The sequence below is a fragment of the Actinocorallia sp. A-T 12471 genome (genome assembly GCF_033875155.1).
In the GTDB taxonomy this organism is placed as follows: Bacteria; Actinomycetota; Actinomycetes; order Streptosporangiales; family Streptosporangiaceae; genus Actinocorallia.
Map to the genome: position 1 here is coordinate 847,445 of NZ_JAWZTE010000002.1, position 16,753 is coordinate 864,197.

Below are 16,753 nucleotides of genomic sequence, written 5' to 3' on the forward strand. Positions count from 1 at the left end.
TAACCACTCCCGTGCCCTCACAGAAGCGACTCAGGCACCCGATACCAGTACCACCCCCCGCCAAGATGCCCAAACTCGAAGTACTCCCCGACCGCCTTCCCCTCCACCACCCCCTGCGGCGCGTACAGGAACCCGGCTTCCGCGTACCAGGTACCGCCCATGCCCGCCAGCTCGAGCGACGTGATCCCGTCGCCCATGTCGCCCACCCAGTCCACCTCGAAGATCCCCGCCCCACCCGGCTTTCCGGACGCGCGCGCCTCCTCGAGCGCGCTCCTGGAGAGCGCGAACCCCGCCTGCAGCGGGAGGTCCGTCCCCATCACCCCCAGCGTCGCCGCCGCGACGAGGGGGGCGATCAGGTGGGCGGGGTCACGGCGGACGGCGAGGGTGATCACCCACGCCACGCCGATGGCCGCCCAGCAGAACAGGCCGAGCACAAGGGCGGGCTCCCGGGCCGTCGGCGCGGTCTGGGACCAGAGCAGCGGCACGGCGGCGACGCCGCACACGCCGCCCCACACGACCCACTTGTTGGTCATCGGGTCATTGTCGTCGGGGGTTATGTCGATTTCATGTCGTCCGGGCCCCAGTAGGCGCGCATGACGGCGATCTTGCCGGCGTCGTCGAAGGTGAAGACGTCGACCGCCTTGATGCTGAGGTTGAGGGCGGGGAGGTCGATGGTGAAGGCCATGGCCGCGCCGTTGCCCTGCGAGCCTCGGGGAGGGCCGTCGAGGGTCAGCTTCGCGCCCGAGGCGACGGCGTCGCGGTAGAACTTGCCGATCTCCTCGAGGCCCCGCTTCTCCGGGGTGCCTACGGGGTCCTCGACCACGGCGTCCTCGGCGAACAGGGCGATGACGGACTCGGCGTCGTCGTTGGCGAAGCCGTCCACGTAAGCGCGCAGGACGGCTTTCATCTCTTCCTGGGTGGGCATGGCCCGGAGCGTACCAAGCGCTTGCTTATGTCTCCAGGGCGGCCCGCGCCACACCGGCCCCGACGCCACACCTGCCGCGGAGGATGCCACCATGGTCCCATGGCCATCCAGTCCTTCCTGGTTCCCCTCGGTACGCCCGCGCCCGCGTTCTCGCTGCCCGATCTGGACGGAACGACGGTGACCCTGTCCGCCGCCGACGAGCAACCACTCGTCCTCGTGGTCTTCCTGTCGAACCACTGTCCCTACGTCCGCCGGATCGAGAAGGCACTCGGCTCCCTGACGGCCAAGTACGCACGGCTCGGCGTCGCGACGTTCGGCATCTCCGCCAACGACGCGGTCACCTACCCCGACGACTCCCCCGCCCACCTCGCCGAACAGGCCGAGCGCGCCGGGTTCACCTTCCCCTACCTCTACGACGAGTCCCAGGACGTCGCCCGCGCCTACCGCGCCGCCTGCACGCCCGACTTCTTCCTGTACGGCCCGGACCGCCGCCTCGTCTACCGGGGCGAGTTCGACGGCGCGCGCCCGTCCAACGACGTCCCCGCGACCGGCGAGACCCTGCGCGCCGCCCTCGACCTCGCCCTGGCCGGCCGCCCCGTCCCCGAGCCGCACACGCCGAGCCTCGGCTGCGGCATCAAGTGGCGGCCCGAGGACTGACCTTCGTGTCGTAGCAGCCGATGGGCAGCCCTCCCGCGACGCTGATGCAGCGGTTGCACATCGTGCAGACCGGCGCGTCCGGCGTCGGCGTCGCGCAGTGCCGGTAGAGGTGCGGGTCGGCGATCAGCCCGCGGGCCGCCGCGACGGCGTCACAGCGCCCCGCGTCGATCGCCGCCCGCATCGCGGCGGGCGTGCGGAAGCCGCCGACGCAGATCACCGGGATGTCCAGCGCGCGCTTGAACTGTTCGGCCTGATCGAGGTTGAAGCCCTCGCGGTACGGGAACGCGCGGCTCAACCCCGCCTCGAGCACGGGCGCGATCACGCGCATCAACGTCCGCCGCGTCCGCGACGCCTCGCGCATCGCCCCGTCCCGCACCTGCGCCCTGACATAGCCGCTGAAGTCGCCTGACGTCGTGCTCGGGAACGACGAGAAGTGACCGCGGCTCACCTCGATCGCGTCGAGCCCCTCGTCCTGGAGGCGGCGCGCCAGCGCGATCTGCTCCGCGAGCCGCACCCCTCCGTAGGGCAGCGTGTCCGTCCCGTTGATCTTCGCGATGACGGGGAAGTCGTCGCCCACCCGCGCGCGCACGGCCCGCAGCACCTCGAGCGGCAGCCGCATCCGCCCGTCGGGCGAGCCGCCGTAGCCGTCGCGACGCCGGTTGGATTGCGGGCTGAGGAACTGGCTCAGCAGGTAGCCGTGCGCCATCTGGATCTGCACGCCGTCGAGCCCGGCGACCCGCGCCCGTTCCGCCGCCGCCGCGTAGGACTCGACGAGCGCGGGAATGTCGGCGGCCCGCAGCGGGCGCGGCTTCGTCCCCTGCGCGATCTCCCGCACGCCCGAGGCCGACACCGCGTACGGGACGCCGGGCGCGGGCCGCGTCATCTGCCTTCCGCCATGGTTGAGCTGCGCGAACAGCCTGCCTCCCCCGGCGTGCACGAGCGCCGCCCACTCCCGCAGGCCGGGAATGACCGCGTCGTCGTGAATGCCCGCCTGCCGGTACGCGGACTTGCCCTGCCAGGAGACGAACAGGTTCCCGGTGATGATCAGCGGCGTGCCCGCCTCGGCCATCGGCGCGTAGAACTCCAGGAGCTCGTCGGTGACCAGCCCGTCCTCGGTCGCGCGCGTCTCGTGCGTCGCCGACTTCACCAGCCTGCCCGGCAGGTCGAGCGTGCCGATCCGCCAGGGCCGCAGCAGCGGATTGTCCATGGGTGCCTCCTCGCTTCCGCACCGCCGGGAACGGACGACCCGGCGGACGGCGCAAGTATTCGACATAGTGTCGAGTTAAGTCAACACAGTGTCGAGCGCTGTTAGGCTGACCCCATGGACCCCGCCGTCACCGAGCCCGTACGCTCCCGTCGCGCCGCGCGGACCCGCGCGGTCACCGGCGACGACCGGGAGCAGGCGATCCTCGCCACGGCCGAGCGGCTGCTCGCGGTGAAACCGCTCGCCGAGATCTCCATCGACGAGCTGGCCAAGGGCGCGGGGATCTCACGGCCGACGTTCTACTTCTATTTCGCCTCCAAGGAACTCGTCCTCCTGGCGCTGCTCGACCGGGTCGTCGGCGAGGCGAGGGCACGCCGTGACGACGCGCTCGACCGGCTCGCCGAAGGGCCCGAGCGCATGTGGCGTGCGGCCGTCGGGGCGTTCTGCGCGACCTTCGCCGAGCACCGGGCGGTCACCTCCGCGAGCGCCGTCGCGCTGCACACCAACGGCGAGGTCCGGGCGGTGTGGTCACGGGTGATGGAGGGGTTCGTCGCCGACACGGCCAAGGCGATCGAGGCGGAACGGCGGCGCGGCGCGGCGCCCGACGGGGTGCCCGCGCGCGACCTGGCGATCTCGCTCAACTGGATGGTGGAACGCGTCCTGGTGAGCACGTACGGCGGCCAGGAGCCCGCCGTCCCCGAGGACCGCCTCCTCGACACGCTCCTCGCCGTCTTCCTCGGCGCGATCTACCGGAGCTGATCAGCTCGGCGCGCGCTGGGCCGGGACGGGGTTGCGGGCGCGTTCGGCGCAGTCCACGAGGAGCGCCAGCAGGTCCTCGGGGTCGCCGTCCGGGGCCTCGTAGTGCCAGAACCTGACGAGCCTCTCGCCTTCCACGCCGGGGCTGTAACGCCCGAGGACGAAGCAGCCCGCGGCGTGCAGGCGCAGGATCACCCTGTCGCTGTCGACCAGCGCGCGGGCGACGGCCGCGGCGTCGAGCAGGGCGAGCGCGCTGCGCGCGTCACGGCGGTCGTCGGCGGTCCCGGCGCGGTCGAGCCGCCAACGGGCGCACTGCTGGAGGTAGTCGGCGACCATCGCACTCTTCTGCACGCCGATCAGGGTGCCCGTGGGCGCGTCCCGGCGCGGGCCGCTTGCCCCTACCTTGACGCGCCCGGCACGCTTTCCTGACCCATCGGATCAGGGCACGTCAGGTGTCGATCCGGGTCTCGTCGATCTCGGCCGCGCCCGCGATGATGAAGTCGCGCCGCGGCGGCACCTCGCTGCCCATGAGCAGGTCGAACATGCGGCCCGCGGCCTCGGAGTCCTCGATGCGGATGCGCCGCAGGGTGCGGTGGCGCGGGTCCATCGTGGTCTCGGCGAGCTGGTCGGCGTCCATCTCGCCCAGGCCCTTGTAGCGCTGCACCGGGTCCTTCCAGCGCAGGCCCTTGCGCTCCAGCTCCACGAGCTTGCGGCGCAGCTCGGCGTCGGAGTAGCAGTAGATGTACTTGTCCTGGCCGCGCTTGGGGTTGGTGAGCTGGATGCGGTGCAGCGGGGGCACCGCCGCGTACACCCGGCCCGCCTCGATCATCGGCCGCATGTACCTGTGCAGCAGGGTGAGCAGCAGGCAGCGGATGTGCGCGCCGTCGACGTCGGCGTCGGCCATCAGGATGATCTTGCCGTAGCGGGCCGACTCGACGTCGAAGGTCCGCCCCGAGCCCGCGCCGAGCACCTGGATGATCGCCGCGCACTCGGCGTTCTTCAGCATGTCGGCGACCGACGACTTCTGCACGTTGAGGATCTTGCCCCGGATCGGCAGCAGCGCCTGGAACTCCGAGTCGCGCGCGAGCTTGGCCGTGCCGAGCGCGGAGTCGCCCTCGACGATGAACAGCTCGCTGCGGTCCTCGGTGGTGCGGCAGTCGACCAGCTTGGCGGGCAGCGCCGAGGACTCAAGCGCGTTCTTGCGGCGCTGGGTGTCGCGCTGGGTGCGCGCGGCGATCCTTGTCTTGGCGGCCCCGACGATCTTCTCGAGGACCGTGCGCAGCTGCTGCTTCTGGCCGCGCGTGGGCGTCTCGAAGATCTCCTTCAGCCGCTTGCCGACGACCTGGTTGACGATCCTGGTCGCGTCGGAGGTGCCGAGGATCTCCTTGGTCTGGCCCTCGAACTGCGGCTCGGGAAGGCGGACGGTGACGACGGCGGTGAGGCCCTCGAGGATGTCCTCCTTGATCACGTTGTCGTCGCCGACCCTGAGTAGCTTGGTCGCCCGCAGCTGCTCGTTGATCACCCGCACCAGCGCCCGGTCGAAGCCCTGGACGTGGGTGCCGTGCTTGGGCGTGGCGATCACGTTGACGAAGCTGCGGACCGTGGTGTCGTAGCCGGTGCCCCAGCGCAGCGCGACGTCGACGTCGAGCTCGCGCGGGACGTCGGTCGGCACGAGGTGGCCCAGGTCGTCCAGGACGGGGACGGTCTCGGTGAAGTGGCCGCTGCCCTGGATGCGCAGGACGTCGCAGATCTCGGGGTCCCTGGCCAGGAAGCCGGTGAACTCGCTGATGCCGCCCTCGAACCGGAACGCCTCGTACAGCGGGGTCTCGCCGCGCTCGTCGGTGACGGTGATCTCAAGGCCGGGCACGAGGAACGCGGTCTGCCGCATCCGGTCGAGCACCGGCTCGGTCGCGATCGTGGCGTCCTTGAGGAAGATCTGGTAGTCCGGCCAGAAGCGCACCCGGGTGCCGGTGCGGCCGCGCGGCACCTTCGCGCCCTCCACGACGCCCGACTTCTTCCGGAACGACGCCTTGGGCCCCTCGCCGTTGAAGACTCCGGCGATGCCGCGGCGGAAGGAGATGTGGTGGGTGTGGCCGGAGCGGTCCACCTCGACGTCCACCCGGGCGGACAGCGCGTTGACGACGGACGCGCCCACGCCGTGCAGGCCGCCGGAGGCGGTGTAGGACACGCCGCCGAACTTGCCGCCCGCGTGCAGCCGCGTCATGACGAGTTCGACGCCCGACAGCTTGGTCTTGGGCTCGATGTCGACGGGGATGCCTCGCCCGTTGTCGTCCACCGAGCACGACCCGTCGGCGTGCAGCACGACGTCGATCTTGGTGCAGAACCCGGCGAGCGCCTCGTCCACGCAGTTGTCGACGATCTCCCACAGGCAGTGGATGAGGCCGCGGCTGTCGGTCGAACCGATGTACATACCGGGGCGTTTGCGCACGGCCTCCAGGCCCTCCAGCACCGAAAGGTGCCGGGCGGAGTAGCCGGCGGCGTCCACGTTTTCCTCGACGGCGGTGGTCACGACGCTCCCTCGAACGCTCCTCAGATGCGATGTCCCGCGCCCCGATGGGTTCGAACATGCATTGCATCGTCGTCGCAAGACCTTACCCCGTCCGGCCGACAGAAGAGCGCCGTCCGGGGACGGCGGGGGCCCGTCCTACTGTGGGTCACATGGCGATCACCATCTTCAAGGACCTGTGCCTGGACGCCGCCGACCCCGTCGCGCTCGGCCGCTTCTGGGGGAGGCTGCTCGGCCTCGCCGACTCCCCCGACGGCGACGGCGACGCCGTCCTGCGGGGCGCGGACCCCCACCAGACGATCTGGGTCAACCTGGTCCCCGAGCCCAAGACGGTCAAACACCGCGTCCACCTCGACGTCTGGCCCGCCCCCGGAGCGGAGGAGTTGGAAGGGCTCGGCGCGCGCACCCTCTCCCGGCAGGAGGGGTGGACGGTCATGGCCGACCCCGAGGGCGGCGAGTTCTGCGTCTTCCCAGGTGAACCCCGTGACCCGGCGGACGGGAAGCGGATCAAGTCCCTTGTCGTGGACAGCGCCGACCCGGCCCGTCAGGCGGCCTGGTGGGCGGAAATCCTCGACGCCGAGGCCGTCGCGGGTGACGGTTTCTGGTCCCTCAGGAATGTTCCCGGCGCCCCTTTTGAAACCTGGGACTTCGTGGGGGTTTCCGAACCCAAGACGGTCAAGAACCGCTGGCACTGGGACGTCACCGGAGACCCCGCTGACCTGGTCCGCGCGGGTGCGAAGGTCCTGCGGGCGAAGGACGACGAGATCGCCTGGACCGTCATGGCCGACCCGGAAGACAACGAATTCTGTGTCTTCGGTCACTGAAACCGGACTTCGGCATGGTGGGATCATGGCGAACCCGCGGTACGGAAGGCGCTTTCTGCTGTCGGCGTAGCGCAGGAGGTTTTGGGAACGCCCAGGTCGGGTTAGATGTTCTCCTAAGTACCGACCCCCGAGTACAGAGGAAGGTGCCGTGACTGGAACCCTTGCCCCGACCAAGCCGCTCACCGCGCAGGACCGCTGCGACCGCTGTGGGGCCCAGGCTTATGTACGCGCCACCCTCAGTGGTGGTGCGGACCTGATGTTCTGCGCCCACCACGGCCGGAAGTACGGGGAGAACCTCCGTGCTTCGGGGGCTGAGATCCACGACGAGACCGACAAGCTGACCGAGAACCGACAGCGTGGCGAAGACCACTCCTAGGGACTGATCAGCCCGACAGGTTGAACGAAGGGCCGCCCGTGAGGGCGGCCCTTCGTCCTGTTCACAGCCCGTCTCACGCGGGCCCGAGACCCCTAAGATCATTCCGATGCTCATCCTCCTGCCGCCGTCAGAGGGGAAGGCGACGGCCGGGACAGGCCCGCCCCTCGACCTCTCGACGCTCTCCTACGCGCCGCTGACGCCCGTCCGCACCCGGGTCCTGGAAGCGCTCACGGCCCTGTGCTCGGGCCCCGAGGCGCACGCTCAGGCCGTTCTGGGCCTGACCGACGGCCAGCGCGACGCGATCGCCAGGAACCGGGCTGTGCCCGAGGCCCCGACCCTGCGGGCCGCCGAGCTGTACACGGGCGTGCTCTACGACAACCTGCGCGTCGCCGACCTCGATGAGGAGGCGCGCGCGAAGATCCTGATCTTCTCAGGGCTGTGGGGGGTGCTGCGGCCCGACGACCGGGTGCCGCCCTACCGGCTCGCGATGGGCGTGCGGCTGCCGCCGCTCGGCGCGCTCGCGGGCGTCTGGCGTCCGGCGCTGCACGAGGCGGTGGAACACGACGGGCTCGTGGTCGACATGCGCTCGGCACCGTACGCGGCCGCGTGGAAACGGCCCTCCGTGGGCGTACGGGTGCTCCGCGAACGCGTCGTGGACGGCGTGGTGAAGCGCTCCGTCGTCAGCCACATGGCCAAGGCCACGCGCGGCGCGGTGGCCCGTGACCTGCTGGTCAACGGTGTGGCGGCGTCCTCCGCCGAAGAGCTGGTCAAGGCGTTGTCCAGGCTCGGCCACGCTGTCGAGCTGGGACGCGGCGGAATCGACGTGATCGTCGGCGATCCCGTGGAATGAGGCCGGAAGGACCCGGAACCACCCGGTCTACCGGGGTTTCAGTGGTCCAGCAGGTTGAGGTGCTTGCATGCCTTGGCGTATTGATCGACGGCGTTGCCTCCGATGTAGGTCCACGGCAGTGACGCGGGTCGGCCCTGGGTCCGCGACAGGTGGTTGCGGGCGGGCCGGCGCGCGTCGGCGAGATGGAACGCCGCGCCGAACAGGTTGTGCGCCTCGATCGTGCGCGGATGCGGGCGCGGGCCCTCGTGCCAGCCGCGCGCGGCGGCCTCCACGTCGCGGATCTCGGTGCCGGAGAACCAGGACGACGCGCCCTTGATAATTCCGGAACGTTCCTGGACGAAATACTCGAAATAGGCAAGTGGCATCAGCGCCGCTCGCGGATCTTCCCTTGACGACATGCTCATCGCGACCCTGGCGAAGTCGAACATCTCCTCGGCGACCCCTCCCCACTGCGGGGAAAGGCTGATCACCCGGGCGACGTGCGCGCCGTAAAGGGTGGGCCAGCGTTCCGAGGCCCGCTTCCACAGCTCGGTCTTGTCGTCGGCGTCGGTCTCAAGGCCGAGCGCGAGCCACTGCATGGACTCCCACGGCACGGGGTCGTCCTTGAAGAGGTCGGCCGACGTCTTCAGCGGCTGGCGCGCCGCGTGCAGCGCCTTGGTGAACGCCTGGTAGCCGCCCGCCTGCTGCGACCGCGACCGGGCGGCGGGCCTGATCTGCCACGCCTCCTCGATCAGCGTGCGGCCGAGCCACAGGTGCAGGTCGGGGTTGTACGGATCATGGGCGAGCAGCGCCTCGATGCCCTTGCTCCAGCCGACAGCGGCCTTCGCCAGATATTCGACCCTCAAGGATCGCAGCTCGAAATCGTTGCGCGTCTCCCAAAGCGCGGAGACGGCGACTCTCAGATAGCGTTCGCGGACGGCGTCGCAGGCTTGATCCAGGATCGGGTCAAGCCAGGGGCGGCCGTCTATGACGCGCTCGGCCCGGGGACGGTGTCCCGCGGGCTGCAAGTGCACCCTGTCAACCTCCATCACTCCCATGAAATCTCAGACTAGGGAGCGAGGACGCACCGGTAGATACCACTACGTAAACAGCATGTTAATCGCCCCTCTTTGGGGGGCAAGATCCGAAAAAATACGACGGACCGTCTCCGAAAGACGGCCCGCCGTGATCAAAACGCACGACTGTGATCAGTCGAGATAATCCCTGAGCACCTGCGAACGCGACGGGTGGCGCAGCTTCGACATGGTCTTGGACTCGATCTGCCTGATCCGCTCACGGGTGACCCCGTAGACCTTGCCGATCTCGTCAAGCGTCTTGGGCTGGCCGTCGGTGAGGCCGAACCGCATCGACACCACGCCCGCCTCGCGCTCGGACAGCGTGTCGAGCACCGAGTGCAGCTGCTCCTGCAGCAGCGTGAAGCTGACGGCGTCGGCCGGGACGATCGCCTCGGAGTCCTCGATGAGGTCGCCGAACTCGCTGTCGCCGTCCTCGCCGAGCGGGGTGTGCAGGGAGATCGGCTCGCGGCCGTACTTCTGGACCTCGACGACCTTCTCCGGGGTCATGTCGAGTTCCTTGGCGAGCTCCTCCGGGGTGGGCTCGCGGCCCAGGTCCTGGAGCATCTGCCGCTGCACGCGCGCCAGCTTGTTGATCACCTCGACCATGTGGACCGGGATGCGGATGGTCCTCGCCTGGTCGGCCATGGCGCGGGTGATCGCCTGACGGATCCACCATGTGGCGTACGTGGAGAACTTGTAGCCCTTGGTGTAGTCGAACTTCTCGACCGCGCGGATCAGACCCAGGTTGCCCTCCTGGATCAGGTCGAGGAAGAGCATGCCGCGGCCGGTGTAGCGCTTGGCGAGGGAGACCACGAGGCGGAGGTTCGCCTCAAGGAGGTGGTTCTTGGCGCGGCGGCCGTCCTCGGCGATCCACTCGAGGTCCTCGAGGTCTTCCTCCGACAGGCGGCCGACCTCGTTGGCCAGGCGCTCCTCGGCGAACAGGCCGGCCTCGATCCGCTTGGCGAGCTCGACCTCCTGCTCGGCGTTGAGCAGCGGGACCTTGCCGATCTGCTTCAGGTAGTCCTTGACCGGGTCGGCCGTGGCGCCCGCGGCGACGATCTGCTGGACGGGGGCGTCCTCGTCGTCATCGGTGTCGGTGAGGACGAAGCTCTCCTCCTCGTCCTTCTCGCCGGCGGCGCGGGGCTTGGGGACCTCGGCGGCCTGGGGCTCGTCCTCGGTCTCCTCGGCCTCCTCGGCCTCGTCCGCGGCGACCTCGACCGTGTCCTCGACCTCGAGGTCCGACAGGTCGAGATCCTCGATGTCCTCAAGGTCCTCGGCCTCGTCGTCCACCTCGGGACCGGCCTTCTTGACGGCCTTCACCGGCTTGGCCGGGGCCGCCTTCTTGGCCGCGGGAGCGGCGGCCGGCTTGGCCGCGGGGGCCTTCGGCTTCCTGGCGGCCCGCGGGGCGGGCTTGGCCGCGGCGGGCTTTTCCTGCTCGCCTTCCTCCACCACCGCGGTCACCGTTTCCGGCTTCTCCTTGGCGGCGGCGGCTGTCTTGGGGCGGCGTGAAGCGGCTGCCTTGCGCGGGCGCTTGGGCGCCGCGGAGTCGGCTGCTGTCACCATGACGGTCACACCCTCCTTGCTCAGGCTCCGCAGGATGGCGGGGGCCTTCGACACCGGAATGTCGGCCTCCTCGAACGTCCGGCGTACATCATCAGCCTCGATGTAGCCCTGCGTCCTGGCACGTTCGAGGAGCTGCTCGATGACGAGGTCGTGCAGCTCGGACGGCTTCGAGGTAGAACTGGCAGGCGACACAAATACCTCTCGAACGAACGTGTGCTTTGACGGTCCGTGTCCACTACAGACACGTTCCTCAGGCCCGTCAGGGAAGGAGCATCGTACCCGGAGCCCGCTAACACACCACCTTAGGGGGAGTCCAGTGGTCCTTCGTACGGACTACGCCGTGTTTCTGGGTGGAACATGGAGCGCGAGGACCGTGACGTCGTCGTCCTGGTCGTATCCGGCGAGCATCTGGTCGACCAGGTAGTCCACCAGGATCTCTGGGTCTCTGACGACGTCCGGCGGGGCGTTCCCGGCGACCCCGACGAGTTCCTCGAGGCCCGCGTCGACCCCGCGCCGACGGTTCTCGACAAGTCCATCGGAATAGAACACGACAGTGTTGCCGGGTTCCACGGAAAAACTTGACTGCTGTCGCTGGGAGGGCCATCCGAGCGGCGTCCCGGGCTCGGCGAACCCGAGCGACGGAGGCCCGTCGGGACGGACGACGAGGGCGGGCGGGTGTCCGGCATTGGACACCACCGCGGCGCCGGTCTCGGGGTTGATCACCGCGTAGGCCAGCGTCACGAACTGCTCCTCCGGCTCAGTGGCGGAGAAGACCCTGTCGAGCCCGGCGAGGACGGCCGCCGGACGCGGGTCGTTGAGCGCCAGGGCGCGCAGGGCGTTGCGGACGCGTCCCATGACCGAGGCGGCCAGGACGCCCTTGCCCATGACGTCTCCGACGGCCACGGCGAGCCTGTCGTCGGCGAGGCGGAAGGCGTCGTACCAGTCGCCGCCGACCTGCACGTGGCGGGTGGCCGGGTGGTAGCGGGCCGCCAGCTGCATCCCCGCGAGCTGCGGGAGGCTGTCGGGCAGCAGGGACCGCTGGAGGGTCTCGGCGGTCTTGTGCTCCTGCTCGTACAGCGTCGCGCGGCCCACGGCGAGCGCGCACTGGCCGGCGAGCGCCTCAAGGAAGACCCGTTCCTCCTCGGTGATCTCCCGGGGCCGGGTGAAGGTGAAGCGCAGCGCGCCGATCGCGGAACCGGCCATGAGCAGCGGCAGGCCCACCCAGGCCCGCTCATCGGGCTCGGCCAGGTACCCTTCCTGCTCCGCCTCCCCGCCGAGCTGCTGGCGCAGGCTGGTGGGCGTGGAGGCCAGGAACGGACGGCTCTCGCGGACCGCTACGGACATGGAGGTGGCCGCGCTGACCGGGATCACCACCGGCGCCTCGCCCTCGGCGACGCCGTCGGGCGAGATGAGCGTGAGACGGAACTTGTCGTGGTCGAGCAGCGCCACCGACGAGCGGTCCGCGCCGATCGCCGACCTGCCCACCTCGGTGATCACCGCGACCACCTGCGAGACGGTCAGGGCCTCGGCCAGCATCGACGTCGCCTGCTGCAGGCGCGCGGTGCGCAGGGCCGCGGCCGAAAGCTGCTCGGTGAGCCGCCCGCGCATCTCGTCGGCCTCGCGCTGGCCGGTGACGTCGGTGTTCGCGCCGACCCACTCCACCACCTGCTCGCCCCGCTTGATCGGGACGGCGCGCACCTCGTACTGGCGGAACGCGCCGGTCTTGGTGCGGACCCGGTAGGCGATCTGGAAGGTGCGGTTGTCGTCAAGGGCCTCGAGCCAGGACGCCTCGACCCGCTGGCGGTCCTCCTCATGGACGACGGAGAGCCAGCCGCCCTCGCGGTACTCCTCGAGGGTCTGGCCGGTGATCGCGCGCCACTCGGGCGCGTCGTCCACGGCCTCGCCGCGCGGAGAGGTCACCCAGACGACCTGGGAGGACGCCTCCACCAGGGACCGGTACCGCTCCTCCTTGCGACGGATCTGCTCCTCGTCAAGGCGGCGCTCGGTGACGTCCACGGCGATCAGCGCGACGCCGAGCACCTTGCCGTCGGGGCCGTGCGAGGGGAACCAGCTCGTCGCCCAGCACTTGACGTCCGGGACGCCGGACTCCTCGGCCTCGGCCGAGGCCGCGGCGAACCTGAAGTCGCGGTCGACCACGGCACGGTCGGTGGAGACCACCTCGGCGATCTGCGCGGTGAGCGCCGCGGCGAGATCGTCGCGCAGCAGGTCGGCGGGCAGGGTGTCGACGAGATCGTCGGCGGGGACGCCGAGCAGGCCGGCGAGGGTGTCGTTGACGCGACGGCAGCGCATCTCGGCGTCGAAGAAGCCGAAGCCCATCGGGGCCTCGCGGACAAGGGTCGAGAAGAGCGCCGAATCGGACGCCGCGAGGCCCGAGACCCGCGGGCCGGGCACAGACGTATCGGTGCTCATCGCCGCCACCTCCGGTGCCCCTCACGCCCTACGGCGAGGCAAGTTTCCATCACTATGGGTGAATGGGAGCAGGCTAGCGCTCCCGCCTCCATCACAACAGCGGTCGGAGTCACTTCATCATCCCGGGGAGCGCGCGGTTCCACAACCACCCGCCTCGTCGGGGCCCAGCCGGTCAAAGTCACCCTAGTCGTCCCCTCCAACGGGCGCCATGGCGCGAACCGCCCCGAGATCCTAGAACGCGGGACGTCCCCGGTACCCCTAACTCGCCGGTATCGGGATCAGCCCTCGCCCTTGGCCGCGGCCTTCGCCGCCTTCTTGAACTCCCGCACCTTGAGCAACGATTCCGGGCCCGTTATGTCGGCTACCGAACGGTGAGAACCTTCTTCCCCATAAGCTCCGGCGGCCTCACGCCAGCCTTCGGGCGTCACGTCGAACTGCTTTCCCAGCAGCGCGAGGAAGATCTGTGCCTTCTGTTTGCCGAATCCGGGAAGTTCGTTGAGCCGTCGCAGGAGGGTGCGGCCGTCGGGGACGTCCTCCCAGATGCGCGCGGCGTCGCCGTCGTAGTGCTCGACCAGGTACGCGCACAGTTGCTGCACCCGCTTGGCCATCGACCCCGGGTAGCGGTGCACCGCCGGCGTCTGCGCGAACAGCGCGGCGAACTCCTCGGGGTCGCGCGCGGCGATCTCGTGCGCGTCGAGGTCGGCCGTGCCCATGCGGCGCGCGATCGTGAGCGGCCCGCCGAACGCGCGCTCCATCGGCACCTGCTGGTCGAGCAGCATCCCGACGAGCGCGGCGAGCGGACTGCGCGCGAGCAGCGCGTCGGCGTCCGGGTCCTGGGCGAGTCGCAGTTCCACCATGTCCCCATTATGGAGCGCGCCCGCCCGCCGGTCCCCGGCGCGGGGCGGCGGTCTGACCGACGGACAAACAGACCGCGACAAACAAACATGTTTCCTTAAAGAGCCCTGGTGGCTGCGGGTAGGGTGGCTCAACGTGAGTCCGCGCCGCGCCGAGGAGATCTCGGGGATCTTCGACGACATGCTCGTGCACGCTCGCGAACTGCTCGCCGTCCGCAGCCCGCTGGACGCCGAGCTGATCGTCAGCGAGATCCTCGGGGCTTGGTACGGCGGCAGATCCGGACAGGGCGACCTGGAGAAGGCGGTCGGCGAGGCCCTGCTCGACCACGCGATCCACTCCGCCACCCCCGCCGCGCTCGCGCTGCTGTCGGGCGTGGCGCACCTCGGCACGCCGCGCCAGGCCGCCAAGGCCGAGCGCGGGGCGCTGCGGCTGATGGACGCGGGCGTGGCGCGACCGCCGTGGGCCGACCGGATGGGCCTTGTCGAGCCGTCGGCGTGCTACCTGTCCAAGGACGTCTACGGCGACCAGAAGACGGTCATCTGCACCTTCACCTACGCGGGCGAGGAGGAGCACGCCCTCGTCGTCCTGGTCGACCAGAACCTCGGCGGCCGCTGGGACTGCCCGGCCGACAGCGGACTCGTCCGGGACGCGTGGATCTCCTCCAAGGTCGAGCGGCTGCTCGACCACTGCCGGGGCCAGGCGTCCTCCAGCGCGCTCATGGAGTTCGCCGAGATCGACCCCGGCGAGGCGCGCGCACTGCTGGAACCCGCGCTCGACCTGACGGGTTCGCTGCGCGACGCCCCGGTGAGCGAGACCTTCGCCTCCTACAACGCGCTGTTGCGCGCCCGTATACGCGCGCTGCCTCCCGGCGGGTCGAAGCCGCCCGTCCCCGTGTGGAGCAGCGACCGCAAGGCGACGCTCGTCGCGCGGTTCCTGGCCTCGGAGGAGGCCAACGACCTGTCCGACCTCGCCGCGGCCGGCCGCTGCGTCGACCGGATCATCGCCTACGGATGCGCCAGGGACTTCGGCCGTCCGCTGCGCGTCAGCCCGCTCAAGTGCGAGATGTTCCTGCTCGACTGGCTGCCGCGCAAGGTGTTCCTCAGCCCGTCCGAGCAGGAGGCGATGCCGCACGTGCTCGCCGCCTGGGTGCGCTGGGCGGCCCGCCGCACCAACCTTCCCGACGACGGCGTCCGCGCGACCCTCGACGCCGTGTGGGACGCCACGCACAAGTTCGGCGAGGCGTACCGCGACCCTGCGGCCTCCGGACTCGAACGCGCGCTCGTGGAGAAACTGCTCCCGGACGGCGACCTCGAGGCGCTGCCCCGGCGCGCGTTCGCGCTGCCGTTCCTCACCGGGGAACTCGCCGGGCTCGACCCCGCCGACTCCGCCGACCGGCGCGTCATGCTCGCCTATGAGCACCCGGGCGCGACCGAGGCGGAACTCGACGGATACGAGCGGCTCGCCGACCGGTTGTGGAAAGGTGACCCTCCCGAACTGTGGGAGACCACGCAGCGGCTCCTGGACGAGGGCGGCCAGCGCCACCTCGTGGTGCACGGGCTGATGCGGCTCGTCGTGCGTTTCGACCGAGACCGTCCCGGTCTGCGCCGGGCTCTCCGGAAGATACGCGTGGAAGACCTTTAGACTGTGGCCGCCCGCTTGCCACAGTGACAGCGCATCGGGATCATTCGCTGGACCTTCGGGGGGACTCCCCACAGCGTGAAACGGAGAATCGCCTTGGAGTGGTCGGAGTTCGCCCAGCGGTTCGCCCTCGAGCTGTCGACCCTCGGCCGCGACACCATCCTGATCGTCCGTGAGCGCGACGAGAGCCGTCACTACGTGCAGGCGATGCGGGAGCCGGACAGGCTGTACGCCGAGTCGGTGAGCAACAACTTCCTCGACGGGCCCTTGCTGCTCGGCCCGTCGGACGAGGAGATCCTCACCGAGGCCGGCTGGCGGCCGCCCACGGCCGACTGGTCGCCCGCCAACTGGTGGACCGAACTGCCGCCCGACTCGGGCCCCGACGCGTTCTCGCTGCTCGCCGACATGATGGTGACCGCACTGCGCGACGTCCAGGGCGTCCGGCGGCCGCTCGACCTGGTGTACGAGTCGTTCCACCGGCACGGCACAGGCCAGGTCGACCTGCCCCGCTTCGGCATCGCCTCCGCCCAGGCGGCGGGCCGCCGCCGCGCCCCCGCGCCCGTCTCGGCGCCCGTCCCCGCCCGGGAGCCGACCGTGGAAGACGTCCTCACCGACGCCCGAAGACGCGACGACCACGTCGCCTACTTCGACGTCCTCATCAGCGCGGAGCTGCTGCTTCCGCTCACCGGCGCGGGCCAGGTCGGCTACCGCACGGTCCTGCACGACGGCGCGGTGCACGTCCTGGCGTTCACCTCGCCCGCCGCGCAGGACGCCGCGGGCTACGCCGGGCCGCACCACCGCACCGACGTCCTCGGGCTCGCCGGCGGCTGGCCCGACCCGGCCTGGCAGCTCACCGTCAACCCCGGCCTGCCGAGCGAGATGCGGCTCGACTCCGGGTCGGTGCAACGGCTCGCCGAGATGCGCCGCACCGCCGGACGCGTGTCGGCCGTCGACGCCCAGGTCCTGCCGCCCGCCCCCGGCCTGCCGATCCGGCTGCCGCACGGCGCGCAGCTGTGGTCCGACACCGGCCTCATCGCGGTGTTCGACGGCGTCAGCGGCCGTTGGACCGAGACCTCCCGGACGCAGTAGCGCC

Annotated in this window: 16 protein-coding genes; 7 read left to right on the top strand and 9 right to left on the bottom strand. The window is 70.5% G+C overall.

Annotation, left to right across the window (positions count from 1 at the left end):
* Window positions 1–17 precede the first annotated feature (17 nt).
* On the bottom strand, window positions 18–533 hold the full coding sequence (locus tag R9X44_RS08925; protein ID WP_319813528.1) for a hypothetical protein: 516 nt from the start codon (window positions 531–533) through the stop codon (window positions 18–20).
* A gap of 20 nt (window positions 534–553) precedes the next feature.
* Window positions 554–925: a nuclear transport factor 2 family protein gene (locus tag R9X44_RS08930; protein WP_319813529.1), complete on the bottom strand. Its 372-nt coding sequence runs from the start codon at window positions 923–925 to the stop codon at window positions 554–556.
* A 99-nt stretch (window positions 926–1,024) separates the two neighbouring features.
* Between R9X44_RS08930 and R9X44_RS08935 the strand changes: the two genes are divergently transcribed.
* Window positions 1,025–1,582, top strand: coding sequence for a thioredoxin family protein (locus R9X44_RS08935; RefSeq protein WP_319813530.1), 558 nt, complete (start codon window positions 1,025–1,027; stop codon window positions 1,580–1,582).
* On the opposite strand, the gene R9X44_RS08940 is transcribed toward R9X44_RS08935, so the two are convergent.
* Complete coding sequence (locus R9X44_RS08940) at window positions 1,560–2,789, bottom strand: NADH:flavin oxidoreductase (RefSeq protein WP_319813531.1); 1,230 nt, start codon at window positions 2,787–2,789, stop codon at window positions 1,560–1,562. The two genes, R9X44_RS08935 and R9X44_RS08940, sit on opposite strands and share 23 nt — an antisense overlap.
* Before the next feature lie 114 nt (window positions 2,790–2,903).
* Here R9X44_RS08940 and R9X44_RS08945 point away from each other — a divergent pair, with 114 nt between their 5' ends.
* On the top strand, window positions 2,904–3,545 hold the full coding sequence (locus tag R9X44_RS08945; protein ID WP_319813532.1) for a TetR/AcrR family transcriptional regulator: 642 nt from the start codon (window positions 2,904–2,906) through the stop codon (window positions 3,543–3,545).
* Here R9X44_RS08945 and R9X44_RS08950 read toward each other — a convergent pair whose 3' ends face one another.
* Complete coding sequence (locus tag R9X44_RS08950; protein ID WP_319813533.1) at window positions 3,546–3,893, bottom strand: hypothetical protein; 348 nt, start codon at window positions 3,891–3,893, stop codon at window positions 3,546–3,548.
* A 97-nt stretch (window positions 3,894–3,990) separates the two neighbouring features.
* Entirely contained in the window at window positions 3,991–6,072 is a 2,082-nt protein-coding gene (locus R9X44_RS08955; protein WP_319813534.1) for a DNA topoisomerase IV subunit B, read from the bottom strand.
* Between the two features lie 149 nt (window positions 6,073–6,221).
* Between R9X44_RS08955 and R9X44_RS08960 the strand changes: the two genes are divergently transcribed.
* The 3 genes from R9X44_RS08960 (at window position 6,222) to R9X44_RS08970 (ending at window position 8,119) form a co-directional block, all read left to right on the top strand.
* Entirely contained in the window at window positions 6,222–6,893 is a 672-nt protein-coding gene (locus tag R9X44_RS08960) for a VOC family protein (protein ID WP_319813535.1), read from the top strand.
* 148 nt (window positions 6,894–7,041) lie between these two features.
* Entirely contained in the window at window positions 7,042–7,269 is a 228-nt protein-coding gene (locus tag R9X44_RS08965; protein ID WP_319813536.1) for a hypothetical protein, read from the top strand.
* 106 nt (window positions 7,270–7,375) lie between these two features.
* Complete coding sequence (locus R9X44_RS08970) at window positions 7,376–8,119, top strand: peroxide stress protein YaaA (RefSeq protein WP_319813537.1); 744 nt, start codon at window positions 7,376–7,378, stop codon at window positions 8,117–8,119.
* A gap of 38 nt (window positions 8,120–8,157) precedes the next feature.
* On the opposite strand, the gene R9X44_RS08975 is transcribed toward R9X44_RS08970, so the two are convergent.
* The 4 genes from R9X44_RS08975 to R9X44_RS08990 all read right to left on the bottom strand — a co-directional run bounded on the left by R9X44_RS08975 (window position 8,158) and on the right by R9X44_RS08990 (window position 14,024).
* Window positions 8,158–9,132 carry a hypothetical protein gene (locus R9X44_RS08975; protein ID WP_319813538.1) on the bottom strand — a complete coding sequence of 325 codons (975 nt, stop codon included), beginning with the start codon at window positions 9,130–9,132 and terminating at the stop codon, window positions 8,158–8,160.
* A gap of 174 nt (window positions 9,133–9,306) precedes the next feature.
* Window positions 9,307–10,929, bottom strand: coding sequence for an RNA polymerase sigma factor (locus R9X44_RS08980; RefSeq protein WP_319813539.1), 1,623 nt, complete (start codon window positions 10,927–10,929; stop codon window positions 9,307–9,309).
* Between the two features lie 141 nt (window positions 10,930–11,070).
* Window positions 11,071–13,167 carry a SpoIIE family protein phosphatase gene (locus R9X44_RS08985; protein ID WP_319813540.1) on the bottom strand — a complete coding sequence of 699 codons (2,097 nt, stop codon included), beginning with the start codon at window positions 13,165–13,167 and terminating at the stop codon, window positions 11,071–11,073.
* A 278-nt stretch (window positions 13,168–13,445) separates the two neighbouring features.
* Window positions 13,446–14,024: an HhH-GPD-type base excision DNA repair protein gene (locus R9X44_RS08990; protein ID WP_319813541.1), complete on the bottom strand. Its 579-nt coding sequence runs from the start codon at window positions 14,022–14,024 to the stop codon at window positions 13,446–13,448.
* Between the two features lie 133 nt (window positions 14,025–14,157).
* Between R9X44_RS08990 and R9X44_RS08995 the strand changes: the two genes are divergently transcribed.
* On the top strand, window positions 14,158–15,663 hold the full coding sequence (locus R9X44_RS08995; protein WP_319813542.1) for a hypothetical protein: 1,506 nt from the start codon (window positions 14,158–14,160) through the stop codon (window positions 15,661–15,663).
* Between the two features lie 75 nt (window positions 15,664–15,738).
* Window positions 15,739–16,749, top strand: a complete 1,011-nt coding sequence (locus tag R9X44_RS09000) for a TY-Chap domain-containing protein (protein WP_319813543.1) — start codon at window positions 15,739–15,741, stop codon at window positions 16,747–16,749.
* Window positions 16,750–16,753 lie beyond the last annotated feature (4 nt).

Coding starts and splice junctions, on each gene's coding strand:
- R9X44_RS08935 (WP_319813530.1), top strand. CDS start 1,025: ATGGCCATCCAGTCCTTCCTGGTTCCCCTCGGTACGCCCGCGCCCGCG.
- R9X44_RS08985 (WP_319813540.1), bottom strand. CDS start 13,167: ATGAGCACCGATACGTCTGTGCCCGGCCCGCGGGTCTCGGGCCTCGCG.
- R9X44_RS08970 (WP_319813537.1), top strand. CDS start 7,376: ATGCTCATCCTCCTGCCGCCGTCAGAGGGGAAGGCGACGGCCGGGACA.
- R9X44_RS08990 (WP_319813541.1), bottom strand. CDS start 14,024: ATGGTGGAACTGCGACTCGCCCAGGACCCGGACGCCGACGCGCTGCTC.
- R9X44_RS08925 (WP_319813528.1), bottom strand. CDS start 533: ATGACCAACAAGTGGGTCGTGTGGGGCGGCGTGTGCGGCGTCGCCGCC.
- R9X44_RS08960 (WP_319813535.1), top strand. CDS start 6,222: ATGGCGATCACCATCTTCAAGGACCTGTGCCTGGACGCCGCCGACCCC.
- R9X44_RS08945 (WP_319813532.1), top strand. CDS start 2,904: ATGGACCCCGCCGTCACCGAGCCCGTACGCTCCCGTCGCGCCGCGCGG.
- R9X44_RS08930 (WP_319813529.1), bottom strand. CDS start 925: ATGCCCACCCAGGAAGAGATGAAAGCCGTCCTGCGCGCTTACGTGGAC.
- R9X44_RS08940 (WP_319813531.1), bottom strand. CDS start 2,789: ATGGACAATCCGCTGCTGCGGCCCTGGCGGATCGGCACGCTCGACCTG.